Genomic DNA, 21315 nt, shown 5'->3' on the forward strand with positions numbered 1-21315 from the left:
TATTTTATTAAACAGGAGCGGACTCTCGTTTGAACGGGGGATTCGCTCCTGTTTTTTTAGATTACATCCGGGCATGGAACTAAACTAAATATCAATGTTATAATGTGATGAATTAAGCAATGCTTCCACAAATAGTCAATAGGATGTCTGGAGAGGAAATTTCATGAGCGAAAAAGTAACCATGCAGCATGTAGCGGATGCGGCGGGCGTATCCAAATATGTCGTTTCAAAATCGCTTTCCGGAAAAGGAGGCGTCAATACGGCAACCAGGGAACGCGTACTGCAGGTGGCCGCGAAGCTGGGTTACCGGTTTCAAGCACGCACGACGAGTGCGGATATAGGCTCGCCTGGACTTGGTGAGATAGGGAAGACGACCGTGGTGGTGTTGCTGCCGAACGTGCGTTATCAACTTCTGGATTCGGTATACTGGGGACGCATTGTCACCGGGATCACCCAGGAGCTGGAGGAAGCGGACTCCAGGGCAGTCGTAATTACGGATCAGACTGCGGACAGCTTTTTGTCGCTGGTTCATCAGGATAATATCCAAGGGTTTATCGGAGTCGGACAAGTCAGTACCCAGGTACTTCAAGAAGTCGGAAAATTGAAGGTGCCCATTGTGCTGATCGACCACGAGGAACCGTTGGTAAAGGCCAGCAAGTTGTTTGCCGACAACAGGGAATGCACCTCCCAGTTAACCAATCATTTGCTCTCTTTGGGTCACAGCTACATTTATTTTGTGGGTAATACGGATTATTCGCTCAGTTTCCTCAGCCGCTGGAAGGGATATAAGGATGCGATGGAGGAAGCCGGACTGGAAGTGCCGAAGCAGCACCCGTTATCCTGCCTTCAAGGTGAAACAAGGGGGGAACATACGGAGCAAATCAGGGCCGTTCTTGAAGCCATGAAAGGGAAGGAAGCTTTTCCTACCGCGCTGGTTTGTGCCAACGACGCCATCGCAACCTGCGCGGTGAGCGCGCTCAAAGCGATGAATATCGGCGTACCGGACCAAGTGTCCGTCACGGGTTTTGACAATATCGAGGATGCCTTTTTGTCGGAGCCGCGCCTTACGACCGTAAATGTGGAGAAAGAGCTGATGGGGAAAAGAGCGGTGCAGGTTCTGTTCAACCATATGAACCGTCCGGAATTTCCGAAGGAAACGATTTATATGTCGGCCTCCATCGTGTACCGGGAGTCGATTGCTTCTCCGCCGGAGCCGCGCTGATGGGGCCCGGTTTGAAGCTGAAGTTTGCGCTCCGCATGCAGTTGTATGCTTCGTATGACGGTTTATAGGATGAAATGGCGCATTCCGCGGGATCACCAATTGATGCCGTCCTTTGCAACTGATATAATAAATTGATTGTACTTCGAGGATTTGTGGTGGGGGTAAGGATGACAGATATTAGGGCAAGACAAGAAAAGATACGGAATTTCAGTATTATCGCACATATAGACCATGGAAAATCGACTTTGGCCGACCGGATTCTCGAATATACCGGGGCTCTGACTTCCCGCGAAATGCAGGAACAGGTGCTGGACCAAATGGATCTCGAGCGCGAGCGCGGCATTACGATCAAGCTGCAGGCAGTGGCTCTGTCTTACCGCGCGGATGACGGAGAAGAGTACTTGCTCAATCTGATCGACACGCCGGGGCACGTCGACTTCACGTATGAAGTCTCGCGCAGCCTTGCCGCTTGCGAAGGGGCGCTGCTCGTCGTGGACGCGGCTCAAGGCATTGAAGCTCAGACACTCGCCAATGTATATTTGGCGCTGGATAACAATCTTGAAATTTTGCCAGTCATTAACAAAATCGATCTCCCGAGCGCCGATCCGGATCGCGTCAAACAGGAGATCGAGGACGTGATCGGCCTGGATGCCAGCGAAGCGGTGCATGCCTCCGCCAAAGCGGGCATCGGGATCAAGGAAATTTTGGAGCAGGTCGTCCAAAAGGTTCCCGCACCTACAGGGGACCCGGATCAGCCGCTTAAAGCGTTGATTTTCGATTCCCACTATGATCCGTACAAAGGCGTTATCGTTTATGTGCGCGTCATCGACGGACATATCAAAGCCGGCTCGAAAATCAAAATGATGGCGACGGACAAGACGTTCGAGGTCATCGAAGTCGGCGCGTTCAAACCGCGCATGACGATTGTGGACGAGTTGAACGTCGGCGATGTCGGCTTCATCGTCGCCGGGATCAAAACCGTGGGCGATACCCGGGTCGGGGACACGGTGACGGACGCAAAGCATCCGACCGCCGAACCGCTGCCCGGCTACCGCAAAATCAATCCGATGGTCTATTGCGGCCTTTATCCGATCGAAACTTCGGATTACAACGACCTTCGGGAAGCCTTGGAGAAGCTGCAACTCAACGATGCTTCGCTGAGCTTTGAACCGGAAACCTCGAGCGCGCTCGGTTTCGGATTCCGTTGCGGGTTCCTCGGTCTGCTGCATATGGACGTCATTCAGGAGCGGATCGAGCGCGAGTTCAACATCCCGCTCATTACGACGGCGCCGAGCGTTATCTATCATGTCACGCTGACGAACGGGGAAATGATCTCCATCGACAACCCGTCCAACTATCCGGAAGTCGGCAAGATCGAATATGTTGAGGAGCCTTACGTTAAGGCGGGGATCATCGTGCCTAACGATTATGTCGGGACCGTGATGGAACTCTGCCAAGGCAAGCGCGGCGAGTTCGTCAATATGGAATACCTCGACACGACGCGGGTTACGATCACGTATCAGATTCCGTTGTCGGAAATCGTCTACGATTTCTTCGATCAACTGAAATCCAGTACGAAGGGATACGCCTCGTTCGATTACGAGCTGTCCGGGTACCGCCAGTCCAACCTGGTGAAGATGGACATTCTGCTCAATGGCGAACAGGTCGACGCCCTGTCCTTCATCGTGCACCGGGAGCGGGCTTACCACCGCGGCCGGATCATTTGCGAGAAGCTGCGCGAGCTGATTCCGCGGCAGATGTTCGAGGTGCCGATCCAGGCATCCATCGGCACGAAGGTCATCGCCCGCGAGACGGTTAAGGCGATGCGCAAAAACGTCCTCGCCAAATGTTACGGCGGCGACATTTCGCGGAAGCGGAAGCTGCTGGAGAAGCAAAAAGAGGGCAAGAAGCGCATGAAGCAAGTCGGCAATGTCGAAGTGCCGCAGGAAGCTTTTATGGCGGTACTGAAAATCGACGACAAATAAGACAGATGCGCGTCAGCGTTATCGTTGATAAAGGAAAGCCCGCGGGCTTTCCTTTCCTTATTACGACGAGTAAAACCGTCCGCCGGGGTCAAGAATATTTCATTGGATAAATTCCAACGAAAGATTCTTTTGCCCATTAGCTAACCTGCTCGATTGGATAAAATCCAGGCAAACAGATGTATTTCCCTGCTTTAGGCCTGATATGCGGTATTTTGGTTGGGAATTATCCAATCTACGCTCCGATACAAGTGAAGGCCACCCTTACCGATTGGAGATTATCCAATCAAGTCAAGCCAAGGGGAGTGAAGGAGAAGAAGGGATCTACTGGACATCCGGTTTACCCGAGCCGTAGATCATCCAACTGAGACGTAGTTTCAACTCTTTAATTGGATAAAGTCACGATTGGAAAATTCCAATCAGAGAGGATAAGCTTAGATAAACTCGAATTTACTGCATAAACAGTCGATTCACTAGTTAGAGTTACCGATCATCAGTAGTTGCAAATACAGTCATAATCACCAGTTCGAGTTACCAGTCATCAATAGTTGCAAATACAGCCATAGTTACCGGTTAGAAAGTTAGTAGTCACAATTACAGTCGCAGTCGCAGTCGCAGTAACATTCAGCATCAGTCATCATCAGTCATTAGTCACCAATCACCAATCACCAATCACCAATCACCAATCACCAATCACCAATCACCAGTCAGAGTAATATTAACCATTTATAATAACAGCCACAGTCACCCGCCATCATTTTGAGCACCAGCCATAGCCATAACTCTCTTACTCGGGTTTCGACTAGTTTTGCTCAACTAGTTGTCTCGTTACCTCAGCTTTATCTTGAGAGTTACTACTACTATATAAATCAATAGAAAAGGAGGCATTGCCATGATGAATCATATTGAAGGGCCGACTGGCCAGGGAATGCCTGAAAACGGGCTAGAAAGCAATATCGCTCCCAAGGCGGTTTATATACACATTCCTTTTTGCACGAACAAGTGCTTTTATTGCGACTTTAATTCTTATGTGCTGAAGGATCAGCCGGTAATGGATTATTTGCGGGCGTTGGACCGGGAGATGGAACTGACCGTGCGGGAAACGCCTCCGGGCGAAATCAAGACTATATTTGTTGGCGGAGGTACACCGACGGTGCTGAACCCGGAAGAAATGGAGTTTTTCCTGAACTCGGTCCGCAAGCACTTTCCTGACTGGGCGGAAGACATTGAGTTTACGATGGAAGCCAACCCGGGTACGACCGATCCCGAAAAGCTGGCCGTCATGAAGGCGGGTGGCGTCAACCGGGTCAGCTTTGGCGTGCAGGCGTTTCAGAATGAGCTGCTTACCGGTATTGGACGTATCCATAATACGGACGATGTTTACCGGAGCCTGGAGAACGCCCGTGAAGCGGATCTTAACAATTTGTCGATCGACCTGATGTTCGGGTTGCCGAACCAGACGGTGGAGATGCTGGAGTACAGTGTAGGCCGTGCACTGGAATTGGGATTGCCGCATTATTCGATTTACAGCCTCAAAGTGGAAGAGAATACGCTATTCCATACCTTGTTTCAAAAGAATCAGCTTCCGCTTCCCGGTGAAGAAGATGAACTGAAAATGTACCTTCTGCTCATGGAACGGATGAAGGCCGCAGGATATAAGCAGTATGAAATCAGCAATTTTGCCAAACCGGGCTATGAAAGCCGGCATAACATTACGTATTGGCGGAATGAGGATTATTACGGGCTGGGGGCGGGAGCCCACGGCTACGTCAAGCGTCAGCGGCACATGAATATCAAAGGCGTCAATCCCTATGTCGAAGCAGCCAAGCAGAAGCTCCCGCGGCTGGAACAGTTCGAGGTATCGAAGGAAGAAGCGATGGAGGACTTCGTCATGGTTGGCCTACGGATGCTGGAAGGAATCCGGATTCAGCATTTCTTCGCCCAATTCGGGGTATCGCTGGAGGAAACGTTTCATGCCCAACTGCATAAGATGACGTCGGCGGGTTTGCTGGAGATGCATGAAGACCATGGCGGCTATCGACTCAGTGAAAAAGGAATTCTTTTCGGGAATGAAGTGTTTGCCGAGTTTGTCGGGGCGCTGACCTGAGTCGCAACAATTACAATTGCAAAAAATCACCTCGTATCTCTCTTGAACTTTTATACGCCATCGTGTATATTTATTCATATTAGTTTGAACGTTGTTTTTGAGGGGGAGAGAGCATGCAAGCCGTTGCAGTATGCAGACAAGCAAAACTGGATGATGTAGAACCGCTTTTTTTGATGATTGAAAACTACGCCCGTCAAGGGATTATGCTTCCGCGTTCGCGCGCGGTACTGGAACGGCAGATCGCTGATTTTGTTGTAGCCGAAATGGACGACAAGATCGTCGGCTGCGGCTCTTTATGCAAGCTGGGGGAAGAATTGGTGGAGATCCGTTCGCTCGGCATCGCGGAAGGTTACAAAGGCCGGGGGCTCGGTTCCATGCTAGTCGAGCAGCTTATCGATGAGGCGAAAAAGCGTTCGCTCCCCAAGGTGATGGCATTGACCTACGAAGTTTCTTTTTTTCTGAAAAACGGGTTTTCCGTGGTCGAAAAAGAAATTTTTCCGGAGAAAGTCTGGACGGATTGCGTAAATTGCGCCAAGCAGCATGCTTGCGACGAAATAGCCGTACTCAAGATACTGGACTGACTTGACAATCGTCAGGTTGGTTTGGTATTTTTGTATTATGGTTTAGCACTCAACGGGCAAGAGTGCTAACGAGCTTTAAATATACCTTTACAGGAGGGATTTCCATGTTGACGGAACGCCAAAGAATGATTCTGACGGCTATTGTGGATGACTATATTCGCTCGGCGGAACCTGTGGGATCCCGAAGCATCTCCAAACGCGGGGACGTCGGGTACAGTCCGGCTACGATCCGCAACGAGATGGCCGATCTGGAGGAACTCGGATTTTTGGAACAGCCGCATACGTCTGCCGGCCGCATACCTTCTCACAAAGGTTACCGGTACTATGTGGATCATCTGGCACCCTTAAATCTGCTAGCGCCCAACGAGTTTAAAATGATGAAAGCTTTTTTTGCGGAAAAACTAAATGCCATCGAACAGGTCGTTCAGCATGCCGGAACGATATTATCCCATATGACGAATTACACTTCCATCCTGCTTGGGCCGGAAGTTTTTCATACGTCTTTGCGGCATTTCCAGCTGCTTCCGCTGAATGAGAACACGGCGGTAGCGATCATAGTGACCAGCACGGGCCAGGTTGAGAACAAGACGGTTTCGATTCCGGCCGGTGTCTCCGTGTCGGAGATGGAAAAGGTCGTGAACTTGCTTAACCGCAAGTTGGCCGGGGTACCTATCTTTAAGCTGAAGACGGCTCTTTACAATGAGATCGGTCAGGAAATGCAGCGGCATGTCGAACACTTCGAAGATCTGATGAACGTGCTGGATGAAGTGCTCGAAGGCGGTCAGGATGGGCAGCGGCTGTTCCTTAGCGGAACGACCAATATGCTGAACCAGCCTGAATTCAGGGACATCGATAAAGTGAAGAGCATACTCGACCTGTTCGAAGAAACGCCGACATTAATGAAGATGATGGTTTCAGCGTCGACGGGCACCGGCATTCAAGTAAGGATCGGGACCGAGAATGATCATGAGGCTTTTGCCAATTGCAGCCTGATTACGGCAACCTATGCCATTGAAGGCGAAGCGGTGGGAACGATCGGCATTTTGGGACCGACCCGAATGGAATATGCCCGGGTGATCGGGATTTTGGATATATTATCTAAAGACTTGACCAAGTTTTTATCCCGGCTGCATTAACTTGGAATGTATGCAGAAGCTCAGTACAACACCAGCTTTGTTTTAAGCAACAAGAAATAGCTGCAAAAACAAAACCTAGTCGATCACGGCAACATTTACTGTTAAGGAGGTGACATCTTGAAGGAACAACAACCGATTCAAGACAACATCGAGACGGGTGTGGAAGAAGAATTGAAAGTGAATGACGTTGAGGACCAGGATCCTAACCTGACGGCGGAAGAGCAAGAAATTTCCGTAGAGGATGTTCCGGAGGTTACAACGGAAGGTCAACCCGAGCTTGATCAACTGCGGGCTGAAGCGGAGGAGCACAAACAGCGTCTGCTGCGCACACAGGCCGATTTCGATAATTTCCGCCGCCGCACGGTAAAGGAGAAGGAGGAGCTTGGCAAATATGCATCCGCCAAACTCATTACCGAGCTGCTGCCGGTCATTGACAACTTTGAACGGGCATTGAGCACCACTGCGGACAATGCGGAGATTTCGTCTTATACGAAAGGCGTGGAGATGATCTTTCGCCAGCTTGAAGGTATTTTGAAGGCGGAAGGCCTGACTCCGATGGAATCCGTGGGCACACCTTTTAATCCGGACTTCCACCAGGCAATTATGCAGGTAGAAAGCGATGAATACGAGGAAGGCACCGTTGTGGAGGAAGTTCAGAAGGGCTACCTGCTGAAGGACAAAGTGCTTCGTCCGGCCATGGTTAAAGTCAGCGGTTAATGAATGTAACAGAAATCATGAAAAAGCAATTAATTAAGGAGGATACTTTCCTATGAGTAAAGTAATCGGTATTGACCTTGGAACCACGAACTCTTGCGTTGCGGTTATGGAAGGCGGCGAAGCCGTCGTTATTCCGAATCCGGAAGGCGCGCGTACAACCCCTTCGGTTGTAGGCTTTAAGAAAGACGGCGAACGGATCGTCGGCGAAACGGCAAAACGCCAGGCCATCACCAATCCGGACCGCACGATCATCTCGATCAAAAGACATATGGGTACGAACCACAAGGAAAGCATTGACGGCAAAGACTTTACGCCGCAAGAGATTTCCGCGGTTATTTTGCAAAAACTGAAATCGGATGCCGAAGCTTATCTGGGCCAACCGGTAACTCAAGCGGTTATTACGGTTCCCGCCTACTTCAATGACAGCCAGCGTCAAGCGACGAAAGATGCCGGTAAAATCGCCGGTCTTGAAGTTCTGCGTATCGTCAACGAACCTACGGCAGCAGCGCTTGCTTACGGTATGGAAAAGTCCGAAGATCAAACGATCCTCGTATATGACCTTGGCGGCGGTACGTTTGACGTATCGATCCTGGAACTTGGCGACGGATTCTTTGAAGTAAAAGCGACCAGCGGCGACAACCGTCTCGGCGGCGATGACTTTGACCAAGTAATCATCGACTACCTGGTAGCCGAATTCAAAAAAGACCAAGGCATTGACCTGAGCAAGGATAAAGCAGCTGTACAACGTTTGAAAGACGCGGCTGAAAAAGCGAAGAAAGAACTGTCCGGCGTTCTTACGACGACCATTTCCCTTCCGTTCATCACCGTTGTTGACGGCGTGCCTCAGCACTTGGAATTGAACCTGACTCGTGCTAAATTCGAAGAACTGTCCGCGGATCTGGTAGAACGCACTTTGGGACCAACCCGCCGTGCGCTTAGCGATGCGGGCATGACTCCGGCCGACATCCATAAAGTCGTTCTCGTGGGTGGATCCACCCGGATTCCGGCTGTACAAGAAGCGATCAAGAAACTGACCGGTAAAGACCCTCATAAAGGCGTTAACCCGGATGAAGTCGTTGCACTCGGTGCGGCCGTTCAAGCAGGCGTATTGACCGGCGACGTCAAAGACGTCGTATTGCTCGACGTAACTCCGCTGTCGCTCGGGATTGAAACCGCAGGCGGCGTTTTCACCAAAATGATCGAACGCAACACCACCATTCCTACGAGCAAATCGCAAGTCTTCTCGACTTATGCGGATAATCAGCCTAGCGTTGAAATCCACGTGCTGCAAGGGGAACGCGAGATGGCAGCAGGCAACAAAACGCTTGGTCGCTTTATGCTGGGCGACATCCCTCTGGCTCCGCGCGGCGTACCGCAAATCGAAGTTAGCTTCGATATCGACGCCAACGGGATCGTTAACGTGTCGGCTACCGATAAAGGAACAGGCAAGAGCCAAAAGATCACGATCACTTCCTCCAGCGGTCTGAGCGACGACGAAGTGGAGCGCATGATGAAGGATGCCGAGCTTCACGCCGAGGAAGACAAGAAACGCAAAGAGCTGGTTGAAGCGAAGAATAACGGCGACCAATTGGTCTACAGCGTTGACAAGACGCTGAAAGAGCTTGGCGATAAAGTCGATGCTGCTGAAACGGAACAAGCCAATGCGGCAAAAGAAGAGTTGAAAAAAGCGCTGGAAAGCGACGATCTGGAAACCATCAAATCGGCTTCCGAGAAATTGACCGAGATCGTTCAGCAACTGTCCGTTAAGCTTTATGAACAAGCTGCGCAAGCTCAACAACAAGCTGAGGGCGCGCAAGGGGCATCGTCGGCCGGCGGCAAGGACAATGTGGTAGATGCCGAGTACGAAGTTGTCGATGAGGACAAGAAGCAGGACTAACTTAAGCAAAATCACAGGTCGGCTGACCGGTGAATAGACTTAGGTGAATTGGGAAGGTCAAAGTGCGGGCTGTTTCCGTGCTTTGACTTTCCTTTTGCCGGATTAAGGGAGCTTTCCTCCGGCACGCCAAACAAGTCAAAACGGGGGTGGAAGGATGGCTGAAAAACGGGATTATTATGAGGTGCTCGGCCTTGGCAAGAGCGCTTCTGACGATGAAATTAAGAAGGCCTACCGCAAGCTGGCGCGTCAATATCACCCGGACGTAAACAAGGCGTCGGATGCGGAGGATAAGTTCAAGGAAGTAAAGGAAGCTTATGATGTCCTGAGCGATTCGGGCAAACGGGCCAGATATGACCAATATGGACATGTCGATCCGAACCAAGGGATGGGCGGCGGATTTGGCGGCGGTGACTTCGGCGGCTTCGGCGATATATTCGATATGTTCTTCGGCGGCGGCGGTGGCCGGCGCGATCCGAATGCGCCTCAGCGGGGAAATGATCTGCAATATACGATGACGGTCGAGTTTAAGGAAGCGGTATTCGGCAAAGAGACGGATATTACGATTCCGAGAACCGAAAATTGCGATACATGTTTCGGATCGGGTGCCAAACCCGGCACCAAGCCGGAGACCTGTTCCGTCTGCCACGGCTCCGGGCAACAGGAAGTCGTGCAGAACACGCCGTTCGGCCGGATGGTGAACCGCCGGGCGTGCAACAATTGCGGCGGCAAAGGGCAAATCATCAAAGAGAAATGTCCGACCTGCTCAGGCAGCGGCAAAGTCAAGAAACAACGGAAAATTCACGTTCGCATTCCTGCCGGCGTGGATGACGGCGCCCAGCTCCGGATGTCCGGCGAAGGAGAAGGCGGATTGCGCGGGGGGCCAGCAGGCGACCTGTATATCGTTATCCGCGTGAAGCCGCATGATTTCTTTGAGCGCGAAGGTGACGATATTTACTGCGAAGTGCCTCTGACGTTTGCTCAAGCGGCGCTTGGCGATGAGATTGAAATCCCGACCCTGACGGAAAAAGTTAAGCTGAAAATTCCTGCCGGCACGCAAACCGGAACTTATTTCCGGTTGAAGGGCAAAGGAGTGCCGAAGCTGCGCGGCATCGGTCAAGGCGACCAGCACATCAAGGTCGTAGTCGTGACGCCAAGCAAGCTTAGTGACGAGCAAAAAGAACTGATGCGGCAATTTGCGGCGCTCGACGGCGAGCATACGCATGAACATGAACAGTCGTTCTTCGACCGAATGAAACGGGCTTTCCGCGGAGACTAAGTAGACAAAGAGTTTATTGATCGAGAACAAAAAGGCAATTAGGGAGGAGTGATCCTCGCCTAATTGCCTTTTTGTTTTTGTTATATTTATTGCCTGATCAAAGCCGTGATTTCCTCATCCAGCTCCAGCGATATGTCATCCCGGAAAGCCCGGATGCCGTATTCCTTGTAAACATACTGCATGATCGCTTCCATGATGTTGGATTCCACGATATATCTGCTTCTGCCGCCAGCCCAAATCTCCCCGGTATAACCGGTCTCTTCGTCCCAACTCAGCTCGACCTGCACATCGGTGGGACGGAGACCCGTCCGTTCAGCCGTATGAATACAGATCGCGTTAATGATTTCGTCCATACTGAGGACCATCGCTTAGTATCTTCCTCCGCGGTGATAATCGTCATTCTGCGGTCGGCGTTTGAAGCGGCGGAACAGCCAGACTACGACTGCTATGATTGCATATATCGCAAGCAGGTTTACTGCGAGTCCAAGCAGGTTGCCCAAAAAGCCCATACCCCCGAACAATCCTCCGAAGAGCATGCCGGCCAGTCCGCCGAGCATCAAGCCTTTCATAAAGCCTCCGCCACTAAAGAAACCGCGGCCGGTATTAGTCCCTGTAGTTGCTCCCGACTTTCTGGTGTTCGAAGTATCGCCCGATTTCTGATAATCGCTGTTTGTTGATTTTTTTGGCGCCGGCGTATACGACCGGGGGCCGGATTTAAATCCTCCGCGCTTGGCATCCGCCAAATCCGGGGTAGTGAAGGCGAACATTAGCGTAAACGCCATCACAATCATCGTTAATTTTTTTAGCATTTGAAGTAGATACCCTCCTGTGATTTATAGTATGTTCTTATGCTATACAGGTAATACGGAACAACGGTAAAAGCGTTTCAAATTTTAAAGAACACGGAATAAACGATAAGAATAAATGTCATTCTAATCGAAAGAACCGTTCAATGAGGTTTCTTACTATGCTTAGCAAGGGAAAGGCAGGGTTCTGGAATGGGTGAGAAAAATATTTTGGCGTATTTCAAAAGCCCGGAGGAAGCTGAAGGGGTAGCCAGAAAATTAAATGCGCTGCGGGCTCTCGAAGTTTCGGTAGACCGGTTCAGCCGGTATGCCGGTGAGGGTTATGATCCGATGAATCCGGTTACCGGAAAAATAAGCAGTTTATCGGCGATAACGCAGGATGCGGCGATCACCAATACTTCGGCCGGAATTTTGACTGCGGCGGACCCGGCAGCCAGCGGAATGAGCCATGGCGGTCAAGGAGGACCAACCGGCCATGACATCTTGCTTACGGCTGTCGTGGATGAAAGCATTCATCATCAGGCGTTGCGAATCGTTGAGGAAGCCGGCGGGCTGACATAACTGGGGTAACCTTTGAATTGGATAAGCGAAGGGAGAAAACAAATGAGTGAATCATATCCGGACCGCGTAACGAAAAGACAGTCATCCAAAGCGTCAGGCATGGAAATCGGGCACAATAAGGACGTAGAATTTGCGGATGAGTTTGCCGATCAGGAAGATTGGGAAGCTTTGGAACGAAGCGAACGGGCGGATGCTCGTCAGCAGGGACAGCACCGTTTATAGCTGGAATAGCGACAATCTTATAGGCAGGCCGCCGGCGTAAGTTTCGGCGGCCTGTTCTTTGTTCTATTTTGATAAACGCCATCTAGGCAGAGAGGCTCCCGTACAAAAAAATTGACAGTCATAAGCAAACGTATTATGTTGATTATAATTAATTTTTCCATCGAAATAATTAATTAACGGGAGGCTGAAGCCTATGAAAATTTCTTTGGGCGGGTATTCATTCAATCAATTGTTTCTGGAGGGAAAGATGGATGTGTTCGGTTATTTGGAAAGTGTCAAATACCGTTACGGGCTGGATGCGGTCGATTTGTGGAACGCCCAGATCGCCGTGCGGACGACGCCGCTTCTGACCCTGGCGGATGATAGCTATCTGCACAAAGTCAGGGAAGCCCTGGATGAAAAGAAATTGCGGTTGATCAACCTGGCCGTGGACACGGCTCATCTATGGGATCCCGATCCTGACATGCGCGAAGCGCTCTACCAAAGTGCGTTGAGCCATTTGAAAGCTGCGGTTATTTTGGGGGCGGAGACCGTAAGGATCGATACGGGGGGATACGGCGAAAACGAGTTTTCGGAGGAAGCCTTTGATTGGATCGTTTCCCGTTACCGGGAATATTGCCGGATCGGAAGAGATTACGGCTTGAAGGTCGGGCCGGAGAATCATATGGGGCCTTCCCTTGTACCGAAGCAGCTGTCCAGAATTGCCCAAGCGGTGGATGAGGATAATTTCGGAATACTTGTTCATTTGGACCGGTGGAACGAAGATAAGGAAACAGGCAATGAAATTGTGGCTCCATGGGTTTTCCATACCCATTTTGATGCAGCGACGGTAGCCTCCGACGATGCTGCTATTAAAACTGTCCAAATGCTGCAAAAATACGGTTATGACGGCTATTGGGCCATCGAATACAATGCGCAGTCCAATCCATATATTGAAATCGGGCAAGTGATCGGGCAGGTTAAGAAGGTTTTGGCCGATGCCGGAATATAAGCGGTTCCGAACTGAAGGTGCTGAAAGGGAAAGATAAAGACGGAAAGACAGGAGGCATAAACATGCAAAAAATAAAAATCGGGCTCATAGGGGCAGGACAGATCGGCAAAATGCACTTGGATCAATATTTGAGCATTCCCGGAGCGGAAGTGGCCGCCATTTGCGACGTGAATACTGCAGAAGCAAAGACGGTTGCCGATAAGTACGGAATTCCTCACGTATACCATGATTTTCGGGAATTGCTTCGGCAGAAGGACTTAGTGGCCGTAGATGTGTGCCTGCATAACAATCTGCACCAGCCGGTAACCTCGGCGGCGCTGGAAGCGGGAAAGCATGTCTACTGCGAGAAGCCGATTGCCGGCACGTATGCGGACGGCCTGCGCATGGTGGAGGATGCGGAACGTCATGGCCGGAAGCTGCATATTCAGCTGGGTAAGCTGTACGATGTGGAGACATGGGCCGCAAAACAGCTAATCGATGCCGGCAAACTCGGTAGGCTATATCACGCCCGATCTACCGGCTTTCGGCGCCGGAACCGTCCGTTCGTGGACGGATATGGAACCGCCTCGTTTACCCGCAAGGAAACGGCGGGTGGAGGAGCTTTGTATGACATGGGCGTCTATCACATCTCCCGGATGCTGTATCTGCTGGACAATCCGCAGGTACTGCGGATCTCCGGTCAAATTTATCAGGAGATGGCGATGGATGAAGATCGCAGAGCAGCCAGCGGTTTCAACGTGGAGGAAATGGGCGCCGGGTTCGTAAAAATGGAAGGCGGAGTGACCCTGGACATCATCGAATCCTGGTCTATGCATCTGGGCGGCTTGGAAGGGAGTTCGCTACTTGGATCGGAAGGCGGCATCCGGTTTTCCGGGGCGGTTTCGGAGAAAGAGCCCAACCGGTTTTCTTACCATACAACGATCGCAGATCTTGACATGGACTGTTCGGTAAACCTCGAATTGGCGGCTTTACGCCACAGTCGCCTTAGTCCGCATCCGGATGCCTATGCCTCTTCGCAGCATCATTGGATCGCCGCTTTATCCGGCCAGGTCCCGCTGTTGCCGACCGCGAGAATCGCGTTGAATACGATGCTGATCAGCGAAGGGCTGTATTTGTCCCATGAACTTGGCCGCGACGTTTCAGGGGAGGAAGTCAAACAGCATTCGGTTTCCCGATCCATTCCCTTGTAAGGCAAGACTATATTGAAAGAGGTTGAAATGGAGAGGAGGTCCGGCATGCCGGGGAATGACAACGAGATTCAACGCAGCGCTTATCGTATGTTGAAAGTGTTTAATTTTGTTCTTTACGGAGCGCTGGCTATCTTCGGCACCTATTTTGCTTTGTATCTTAAAAATCTGGGCGTGTCCAATATTGCGATCGGTGCCATTCTTGCCGGCGGCCCTGTCGTATCGCTCATCGCAAATCCGTTTTGGGCCTATTGGGCCGATCGGCTCCGCAACAACAGGAGGATTCTGATCATTACGCTGGCTTTGGCGCTGGTTGCGATGCAGTTTGTCTTTTTGTCGCGCAGCGAGCCGTTCATTTTTGGCACGCTGCTTGCCTTTTTTGTTTTCCAGAGCCCGCTTTACACGCAGAGCAACAGCTTGATTCTGAATTCCATCCAGGGGACCGGCTTGAAGTTCGGAGCATTTCGATTATGGGGATCACTGGGCTGGGCGATCAGCGCCGCAGCTTTCGGGCCGCTTATTGGCAAGCTGGGAATAGACCGGCTCTGGATCGTTTTTGACGTCATGATTCTGCTGGCATTAATTTTTGCGTTTCTGCTACCGACCGGCGGTGAATCGGAAAGAAAAGAGGTCTTCTCCAACAGCGGTTACCGTCAGGTCTTTTTGAACCGGCCCTTTATGCTGCTGGTGTTGATCGGCATTCTGGTATCTGTGCCCAATTCCATTAACAATACGTTCGTAGGCATATACATTTCGGATTTGGGCGGATCGGAGTCGGTCGTAGGCTGGTCGATATTTGCCACTGCCATATTGGAAGCCCCCGTTTTTCTGCTGCTGGACCGTTTTCTCAAGCCGGCTCCGCAAAAAATGATTCTCTGGATGTCGCTCGTCAGCGTTCTATATTCCGTAAGATGGCTGCTCATGAGCTCGGTGGAAACGGCGGCGGGAATCATCTGGATTCAATTGATGCACTGCGTTACTTTCGGTGCCTACTACTATATCGGGACCCAACTGACCTCGCGCCTCGTTCCCGATTCTTTCCGGTCTACGGGGCAAGCGGTATACGGATTGACCTGGGGCGGGGTCTCCGGCATTATTGCCGGACTAACGGGCGGCTGGATGTTTGAACATCTGGGTCCCGTTGCGTTATACCGGATCAGTGCCTTGATCACCATGGCGGGGGTTTTCGGCTTTCTGTTTATGCTGAGGCTGACTCGAAAGTCGTTCGGAGAGGTCCCTACGGAATCTCCAGCCGGAACGATCGGCAAATGATATAATGGGGAAATGAAAAATAGTCGGCAGGAGATATGGAAATGAATAAAACCGGGAACCAACAAATGCTCCGGGAAATCAATAAAGCGCTGTTGCTGCACCTGATCCACCAAAAGGGTCCCGTTTCCAGGGTCGAATTGTCCCGGGAAACCAAATTAAGCCCTTCTACCGTCTCCATTTTGGTAGACGAAATCATTAGAGAAGGGCTAGTTCATGAAACCGGGACCAGCGGTAGCGGGGTCGGCCGCAAAATGACGATGCTGGAAATCAAGGCGGATAGCGGCTATGTGCTCGGCATCGATCTTTCCAACCCGCGCTGCGTATTGCTGGATATGAAAGGCAAGCTGAAGGCCGTGCAAAAAATGCCCCGTTTCATAGGCCCGGACCAAATCACCGGCGGGTTAACGGGTACCGTGCAGTCTTTTTTGGACAGTCAGAACATCGGTCAGGAACAACTGCGGCGAATTGGAGTTTCCGTGCCCGGCAGAATCGATGAGACCGGTCAAGCGGTTATCGGGGCGATCCCGATCGGCCTGGACCGGATGGAGCTGGGCGCTATGGTCGGCGAAGTCTTTGATGCGCCGGTTCAACTTGTCAACGATATCGACGCCGCCGGTTTTGCCGAGCGTTACAACGGAGCGGCGCAGGATCTGCGGACCATTCTGTATATTTTAATCGATTACGGGGTAGGAGCGGGGCTGGTCATCGATAACCAAATCTATCGGGGCAGTACCGGAAGAGCGGGAAGGACGCCGGAGTTGGGCCAATTCAGTACCATCCGCTGTGCGGAGCGGCTGACCCGGCAATTTCCGGAAGAGTTTATGCATTGCGGCACACCCGAACAGACCCTGCAGCGGTTTACCCTACATGGCCTGTCCGGGCCAGGTCCCTTGGCATTGGAATTGGAGCGGATGGTGGATGAAATTGCCGCATGCTGCTGCCGGATGACGGATTTGATCAATCCGGAAGCCGTGATTTTAAGCGGCTGGATCGCAGAGGACGAGAGCTTTTTTACGAAGCTGGCGGCGCGGATCCAGGAACGGGAGCACAGTCTTCCGAACCCGACACCTGTGAAAGCGGCGCACTGGAAGACTAACGGAGCGGCGGTCGGGGCAGCGACGTTGGGGTTGCATGAAATGTTTCGGATGGTGCTGGCCGATTAAGCGGAATATACTAATAAAATGAAGCGTGAGCTAGAGGCTTTCTTTAGGAAGCGATTGGGTATGGATGGCATCCAGGCTCAATCGTTTTTTAAATTTTAATATTAAAAGAATGGCTTAAGCCCTGCTTGTATGAGTTACTTTTGTCACTCTTTTCATTCTATAGTACAATAGATTTCATGTACCCATTCGAGGAGGAAAACTTACGATGATATGGAAAGAGCTGACTATACATACAACTGAGGAAGCGGTGGAAATGATCTCCAATTTCCTGCATGAAGCAGGAGCGGGGGGCGTAACCATTGATGAGCATGTGGATAATGACAAGCCTCGCGACACATCCCTGGGACAATGGTTCGAAATTCCGCCGAACGATATTCCCGAGGGTGAAGCGAAGATCAGCGGGTATTTCCCCGAAGGTGTTGATATGGAGGAAGTGATTCGGCAGGTCACGGAACGGACCGAAGAACTTCGGGAGTATGACATTGATCCCGGAAATCCGGTCATTACGGTAAGAGACGTTAGCGAGGATGACTGGGCGAATAACTGGAAGCAGTATTTCAAGCCCCTGCGCGTGTCACACCGTCTAACGATCAAGCCGACTTGGGAAGAATATACCCCTGCATCCCCGGAGGAGCGTATTATTGAACTGGATCCCGGGATGGCATTCGGAACCGGGACGCACCCGACGACTTCATTGTGCCTTCGGACACTCGAAGGAGTTATCCAAGAGGGAGACGAAGTAATCGACGTCGGTACGGGTTCCGGCATTTTGGCGATCGGCGCATGCCGTCTGGGTGCCTCCCGGGTGTTGGCGCTGGACCTGGATCCGGTTGCGGTGTCCAGCGCGATGGAGAACACCAGGCTGAACCGGTTGGAAGAGCAAATCCAAGTGGTGGAAAGCGATCTGCTATCGGTGCTGAAAAAAGGAGCCGATGCCACCGTGAATGTACAGCTTCCGGTTCGGGTCGTCGTAGCCAACATTTTGGCCGAGATCATTTTGCTGTTTATTGAAGATGTTTACGAGGCTTTGCAGCCGGGCGGTTATTATATCGCGTCCGGAATTTACAAGAATAAGGAACAGGCCGTAGAAGAAGCATTAACTGCCGCGGGATTTGAAATAGCAGAGACGGCCCGGGAAGAAGACTGGGTCGCTTTCGTAGCGAGAAAGAGGTAAATCGATGGATTTTCTTGACCAAATACTTCGCGTTCCGTTAAGCCAGCTGCCGTTCTATTTGATTACGCTGGTCATTGCGTTCACGGTTCACGAGTTTTCCCATGCTTATTTTGCAAATAAATTCGGAGACCCGACCGCCAAGCTGCTTGGACGGGTTACGCTCAATCCGACAGTCCATTTCGATCTGCTCGGGATCATTCTGCTGTTGATCGCCGGGTTCGGCTGGGCGCGGCCGGTTCCGGTCAATCGGGACAATTTCAGCAAACCCCGCCTGATGGGCGTGATCGTATCCGTGGCGGGTCCTTTAAGCAATCTGTTGTTGGCCATCGCCGGAGCGGCTATTTTTGCGGCACTTCTGCAATTTGGCGTCGTTTCGCCTTATATGGGAGAAGATAAGCTTTCCCAAGCTATTCATATCTTCTTCAGCCTGTTTATCGTCACGAACTTTTTCTTATGCTTATTCAACTTGATCCCGCTTCCTCCTCTTGACGGATACCGGATTCTTGAGGATGTCGTTCCGCGTCGGGTGCTTGGAAAGCTGCAGCAATTTGAGCAATGGTCGATTCTGATCTTTCTCTTGATCCTGATCGTTCCCGGCTTGCAGGCTTACACGATCGGGCCGTTGTATGGAGCTGCGTACTCGTTGTCGGAGCATTTCCTGGTCTTTTTCCGCGTCTTGTTCGGAGCTTGAATAAACGGAAATTATTGATTTTCCGGACTTTACCGGCATAATGGCAATGAACAGGTACTGGAAAGCGCAAAATAAAAGTTGTATGATGTAATTTGGTGATTTTAGGGCAAGGAATGATGAAAATGCAGCGCTATTTTATTGATCGGGAGCAGTTCGGGGAAGAGACCGTTGTCATTACCGGTGAGGACGCCCGCCATATCGGCAAAGTCATGCGTTCCAAACCGGGGGATAAGCTGATCGTCAGCGACGGGGAAGCCCGCGAAGTGCTCGCAGAGATCGTAAGCATAGATCCGCAGGAAGTGACTGCGGAAATCATAGAGACTCTGGAGCCGTCAGGCGAGCCATGGCTTCGCGTGACGGTGGCGCAGAGCCTGCCTAAGGGCGACAAGATGGAGACCGTAATCCAGAAATGCACGGAGATCGGAGCGGCTTCGTTTTTGCCATTCCTATCGGAACGCACAGTGGTTCAGTACGATGGCAAGAAAGAAGAGAAACGCACGGCCCGCTGGCGTAAAATCGCCAAAGAAGCGGCCGAACAGGCCCATCGCAGCCGGATTCCCGTTGTGGAGGCCCCTGTCTCCTGGCGGGAGATGCTCGCGAGTCTATCGTCTTTCGACCTGATATGCCTATGTTACGAAAAAGAACACGGCCAGCAGCTTCGCGACGTGCTTAAGCCTTTCGTGAGCCGGCTAGCGGCGGGCCAGTCCTGCAGCGTAGCTGTGATCGTTGGCCCCGAAGGCGGTTTTTCCGAGCGCGAAGTTTCCGAAGCCGAGAAGGCAGGAGCTTTATCGGTCGGCTTGGGACGGCGCGTACTGCGGACGGAGACGGCCGCCATGGCCGCCCTGACATGCATCATGTATGAATCTGGAGAAATGGGGGGAATGTGAGGATGCCATCCGTTGCATTTTACACGCTAGGCTGCAAAGTGAACTTTTATGATACAGAAGCGATCTGGCAGTTATTTAAAAGTGAAGGATATGAACAGGTCGATTTCGAACAGACGGCCGACGTTTATCTGATTAATACCTGTACCGTAACCAATACGGGCGATAAAAAGAGCCGGCAGATTATCCGGCGCGCCATTCGTCGCAACCCGGACGCTATCGTGGCGGTAACGGGCTGTTATGCCCAAACCTCTCCGGCGGAAATTTTAGACATTCCGGGCGTCGATCTGGTGATCGGAACGCAGGACCGCGAGAAGATCATTCCGTATGTGAAGGAAATTCAGGCGCAGCGCCAACCGATCAATGCGGTGCGGAATATTATGAAAACCCGCCAATTCGAAGAACTGGACGTTCCGGATTTTGCGGACCATACGCGCGCTTTTTTGAAGATTCAGGAAGGCTGCAACAATTTCTGCACTTTCTGCATCATTCCTTGGTCCCGCGGACTTTCCCGCAGCCGGGAACCGCAGAGCGTCGTGGCCCAAGCGCGTCAACTGGTGGCGGCGGGGTATAACGAAATCGTGCTGACCGGGATTCACACCGGCGGCTATGGGGACGACCTTGAGAACTATCGCTTGTCCGATCTGCTTTGGGAGCTGGATAAGGTGGAAGGGTTGGGCCGTATCCGGATCAGTTCGATTGAGGCAAGCCAGATCGATGACCGCATGCTTGAGGTGCTGAAAGGCTCTTCGAAGATGTGCCGTCATTTCCATATTCCGCTCCAAGCGGGCAGCAATGAAGTGCTGAAGCGCATGAGACGGAAATACACCATCGAAGAATTTGAAGAAAAAATCAAGCTGATCCGTGAATTTATGCCGGACGTGGCGATTACGACCGACTTGATCGTGGGCTTCCCGGGAGAAACCGATGAGCTGTATCGCGAGGGATTTGAAGCGATTAAACGGATCGGCTTTTCGGAGATGCACGTTTTCCCTTACTCCAAACGGACCGGGACACCGGCCGCACGCATGGAGGATCAGATCGACGAAGAGATCAAGCATGCCAGAGTGCAGGAGCTGATAGACTTGTCAGAGCAAATGCAGCTCGCCTATGCCGAGAAGTTTGTAGGCCAGGTGCTGGACGTGATTCCCGAACGCGATGAAAAAGGCGTATGGGGCGAAGGCTTCGTGACCGGATTCAGCGATAATTATTTGCAGATCAAGTTTGACGGTTCCCACGATCTGGCAGGCAAAATATGCCGCGTCAAAATGACGAAGGCCGATACCAACACAAGCGAAGGACATTTGGTTCGCGTTATGGATGGAGCGGCACAAGCCTTGGCGTAATTTCCGGAAGGCCTGTTTCGGGGCTAACCTTATGAACAATAGACGTTGGACTGAACAGGGATTTCACCCCGCCGGGGCTGAAGTCCTTGTTTTGAATCGG

At 51.5% G+C, this 21315-nt stretch carries 20 protein-coding genes; 18 read left to right on the top strand and 2 right to left on the bottom strand.

Annotated elements, in window-relative coordinates; genetic code table 11:
* The first annotated feature begins 163 nt into the window (after positions 1-163).
* From ACLB09_RS01325 to dnaJ, 8 genes are all read left to right on the top strand, one after another.
* Positions 164-1222 carry a LacI family DNA-binding transcriptional regulator gene (locus tag ACLB09_RS01325; protein WP_410767953.1) on the top strand — a complete coding sequence of 353 codons (1059 nt, stop codon included), beginning with the start codon at positions 164-166 and terminating at the stop codon, positions 1220-1222.
* A gap of 167 nt (positions 1223-1389) precedes the next feature.
* Entirely contained in the window at positions 1390-3207 is a 1818-nt protein-coding gene (lepA, locus tag ACLB09_RS01330; protein ID WP_410767954.1) for a translation elongation factor 4, read from the top strand.
* 925 nt (positions 3208-4132) lie between these two features.
* Positions 4133-5311: a radical SAM family heme chaperone HemW gene (gene hemW, locus ACLB09_RS01335; RefSeq protein WP_410768971.1), complete on the top strand. Its 1179-nt coding sequence runs from the start codon at positions 4133-4135 to the stop codon at positions 5309-5311.
* Between the two features lie 113 nt (positions 5312-5424).
* Positions 5425-5892, top strand: coding sequence for an N-acetyltransferase (locus ACLB09_RS01340; RefSeq protein ID WP_410767955.1), 468 nt, complete (start codon positions 5425-5427; stop codon positions 5890-5892).
* A 104-nt stretch (positions 5893-5996) separates the two neighbouring features.
* Positions 5997-7028 carry a heat-inducible transcriptional repressor HrcA gene (gene hrcA, locus ACLB09_RS01345; protein ID WP_410767956.1) on the top strand — a complete coding sequence of 344 codons (1032 nt, stop codon included), beginning with the start codon at positions 5997-5999 and terminating at the stop codon, positions 7026-7028.
* A 117-nt stretch (positions 7029-7145) separates the two neighbouring features.
* The gene (gene grpE, locus ACLB09_RS01350; protein ID WP_410767957.1) at positions 7146-7745 is read left to right on the top strand and encodes a nucleotide exchange factor GrpE; all 600 of its coding nucleotides are present in this window, start codon (positions 7146-7148) and stop codon (positions 7743-7745) included.
* Positions 7746-7797: 52 nt separating this feature from the next.
* A complete protein-coding gene (gene dnaK / locus ACLB09_RS01355; RefSeq protein WP_410767958.1) occupies positions 7798-9642 on the top strand; it encodes a molecular chaperone DnaK in 1845 nt (614 codons plus the stop codon).
* A 154-nt stretch (positions 9643-9796) separates the two neighbouring features.
* Positions 9797-10918, top strand: coding sequence for a molecular chaperone DnaJ (gene dnaJ / locus ACLB09_RS01360; RefSeq protein WP_410767959.1), 1122 nt, complete (start codon positions 9797-9799; stop codon positions 10916-10918).
* A gap of 86 nt (positions 10919-11004) precedes the next feature.
* Here the strand turns inward: dnaJ and ACLB09_RS01365 are convergent, their stop codons facing one another.
* Together ACLB09_RS01365 and ACLB09_RS01370 are read right to left on the bottom strand one after the other, a co-directional pair.
* Entirely contained in the window at positions 11005-11283 is a 279-nt protein-coding gene (locus ACLB09_RS01365; protein WP_410767960.1) for a YxcD family protein, read from the bottom strand.
* Positions 11284-11286: 3 nt separating this feature from the next.
* A complete protein-coding gene (locus ACLB09_RS01370; RefSeq protein WP_410767961.1) occupies positions 11287-11727 on the bottom strand; it encodes a hypothetical protein in 441 nt (146 codons plus the stop codon).
* Positions 11728-11916: 189 nt separating this feature from the next.
* Here ACLB09_RS01370 and ACLB09_RS01375 point away from each other — a divergent pair, with 189 nt between their 5' ends.
* The 10 genes from ACLB09_RS01375 (at position 11917) to mtaB (ending at position 21215) form a co-directional block, all read left to right on the top strand.
* On the top strand, positions 11917-12285 hold the full coding sequence (locus ACLB09_RS01375; RefSeq protein ID WP_410767962.1) for a hypothetical protein: 369 nt from the start codon (positions 11917-11919) through the stop codon (positions 12283-12285).
* 42 nt (positions 12286-12327) lie between these two features.
* Positions 12328-12507 carry a YfhD family protein gene (locus tag ACLB09_RS01380; protein ID WP_410767963.1) on the top strand — a complete coding sequence of 60 codons (180 nt, stop codon included), beginning with the start codon at positions 12328-12330 and terminating at the stop codon, positions 12505-12507.
* A 193-nt stretch (positions 12508-12700) separates the two neighbouring features.
* Positions 12701-13498 (top strand): sugar phosphate isomerase/epimerase family protein, encoded by a 798-nt coding sequence (locus ACLB09_RS01385; protein ID WP_410767964.1) that lies wholly within the window; start codon positions 12701-12703, stop codon positions 13496-13498.
* A 62-nt stretch (positions 13499-13560) separates the two neighbouring features.
* Positions 13561-14688: a Gfo/Idh/MocA family protein gene (locus ACLB09_RS01390; protein ID WP_410767965.1), complete on the top strand. Its 1128-nt coding sequence runs from the start codon at positions 13561-13563 to the stop codon at positions 14686-14688.
* Between the two features lie 45 nt (positions 14689-14733).
* On the top strand, positions 14734-15957 hold the full coding sequence (locus ACLB09_RS01395; protein ID WP_410767966.1) for an MFS transporter: 1224 nt from the start codon (positions 14734-14736) through the stop codon (positions 15955-15957).
* Positions 15958-15998: 41 nt separating this feature from the next.
* Entirely contained in the window at positions 15999-17120 is a 1122-nt protein-coding gene (locus ACLB09_RS01400) for an ROK family transcriptional regulator (RefSeq protein WP_410767967.1), read from the top strand.
* A 205-nt stretch (positions 17121-17325) separates the two neighbouring features.
* Positions 17326-18294, top strand: a complete 969-nt coding sequence (prmA, locus tag ACLB09_RS01405) for a 50S ribosomal protein L11 methyltransferase (RefSeq protein ID WP_410767968.1) — start codon at positions 17326-17328, stop codon at positions 18292-18294.
* Between the two features lie 4 nt (positions 18295-18298).
* A complete protein-coding gene (locus ACLB09_RS01410) occupies positions 18299-18985 on the top strand; it encodes a site-2 protease family protein (RefSeq protein ID WP_410767969.1) in 687 nt (228 codons plus the stop codon).
* Positions 18986-19107: 122 nt separating this feature from the next.
* Positions 19108-19872: a 16S rRNA (uracil(1498)-N(3))-methyltransferase gene (locus tag ACLB09_RS01415; RefSeq protein WP_410767970.1), complete on the top strand. Its 765-nt coding sequence runs from the start codon at positions 19108-19110 to the stop codon at positions 19870-19872.
* Positions 19873-19874: 2 nt separating this feature from the next.
* Positions 19875-21215: a tRNA (N(6)-L-threonylcarbamoyladenosine(37)-C(2))-methylthiotransferase MtaB gene (gene mtaB / locus ACLB09_RS01420; RefSeq protein WP_410767971.1), complete on the top strand. Its 1341-nt coding sequence runs from the start codon at positions 19875-19877 to the stop codon at positions 21213-21215.
* Positions 21216-21315 lie beyond the last annotated feature (100 nt).

It is taken from the genome of Fontibacillus forbon, assembly GCF_046559655.1.
Taxonomy (GTDB): domain Bacteria; phylum Bacillota; class Bacilli; order Paenibacillales; family Paenibacillaceae; genus Fontibacillus.

Excerpts from the sequence above, each read along its gene's own strand:
- ACLB09_RS01325 (WP_410767953.1), top strand. The coding sequence starts at position 164 with ATGAGCGAAAAAGTAACCATGCAGCATGTAGCGGATGCGGCGGGCGTA.
- lepA (WP_410767954.1), top strand. The coding sequence starts at position 1,390 with ATGACAGATATTAGGGCAAGACAAGAAAAGATACGGAATTTCAGTATT.
- hemW (WP_410768971.1), top strand. The coding sequence starts at position 4,133 with ATGCCTGAAAACGGGCTAGAAAGCAATATCGCTCCCAAGGCGGTTTAT.
- ACLB09_RS01340 (WP_410767955.1), top strand. The coding sequence starts at position 5,425 with ATGCAAGCCGTTGCAGTATGCAGACAAGCAAAACTGGATGATGTAGAA.
- hrcA (WP_410767956.1), top strand. The coding sequence starts at position 5,997 with ATGTTGACGGAACGCCAAAGAATGATTCTGACGGCTATTGTGGATGAC.
- dnaK (WP_410767958.1), top strand. The coding sequence starts at position 7,798 with ATGAGTAAAGTAATCGGTATTGACCTTGGAACCACGAACTCTTGCGTT.
- dnaJ (WP_410767959.1), top strand. The coding sequence starts at position 9,797 with ATGGCTGAAAAACGGGATTATTATGAGGTGCTCGGCCTTGGCAAGAGC.
- ACLB09_RS01365 (WP_410767960.1), bottom strand. The coding sequence starts at position 11,283 with ATGGTCCTCAGTATGGACGAAATCATTAACGCGATCTGTATTCATACG.
- ACLB09_RS01370 (WP_410767961.1), bottom strand. The coding sequence starts at position 11,727 with ATGCTAAAAAAATTAACGATGATTGTGATGGCGTTTACGCTAATGTTC.
- ACLB09_RS01375 (WP_410767962.1), top strand. The coding sequence starts at position 11,917 with ATGGGTGAGAAAAATATTTTGGCGTATTTCAAAAGCCCGGAGGAAGCT.
- ACLB09_RS01380 (WP_410767963.1), top strand. The coding sequence starts at position 12,328 with ATGAGTGAATCATATCCGGACCGCGTAACGAAAAGACAGTCATCCAAA.
- ACLB09_RS01385 (WP_410767964.1), top strand. The coding sequence starts at position 12,701 with ATGAAAATTTCTTTGGGCGGGTATTCATTCAATCAATTGTTTCTGGAG.
- ACLB09_RS01390 (WP_410767965.1), top strand. The coding sequence starts at position 13,561 with ATGCAAAAAATAAAAATCGGGCTCATAGGGGCAGGACAGATCGGCAAA.
- ACLB09_RS01395 (WP_410767966.1), top strand. The coding sequence starts at position 14,734 with ATGCCGGGGAATGACAACGAGATTCAACGCAGCGCTTATCGTATGTTG.
- ACLB09_RS01400 (WP_410767967.1), top strand. The coding sequence starts at position 15,999 with ATGAATAAAACCGGGAACCAACAAATGCTCCGGGAAATCAATAAAGCG.
- prmA (WP_410767968.1), top strand. The coding sequence starts at position 17,326 with ATGATATGGAAAGAGCTGACTATACATACAACTGAGGAAGCGGTGGAA.
- ACLB09_RS01410 (WP_410767969.1), top strand. The coding sequence starts at position 18,299 with ATGGATTTTCTTGACCAAATACTTCGCGTTCCGTTAAGCCAGCTGCCG.
- ACLB09_RS01415 (WP_410767970.1), top strand. The coding sequence starts at position 19,108 with ATGCAGCGCTATTTTATTGATCGGGAGCAGTTCGGGGAAGAGACCGTT.
- mtaB (WP_410767971.1), top strand. The coding sequence starts at position 19,875 with ATGCCATCCGTTGCATTTTACACGCTAGGCTGCAAAGTGAACTTTTAT.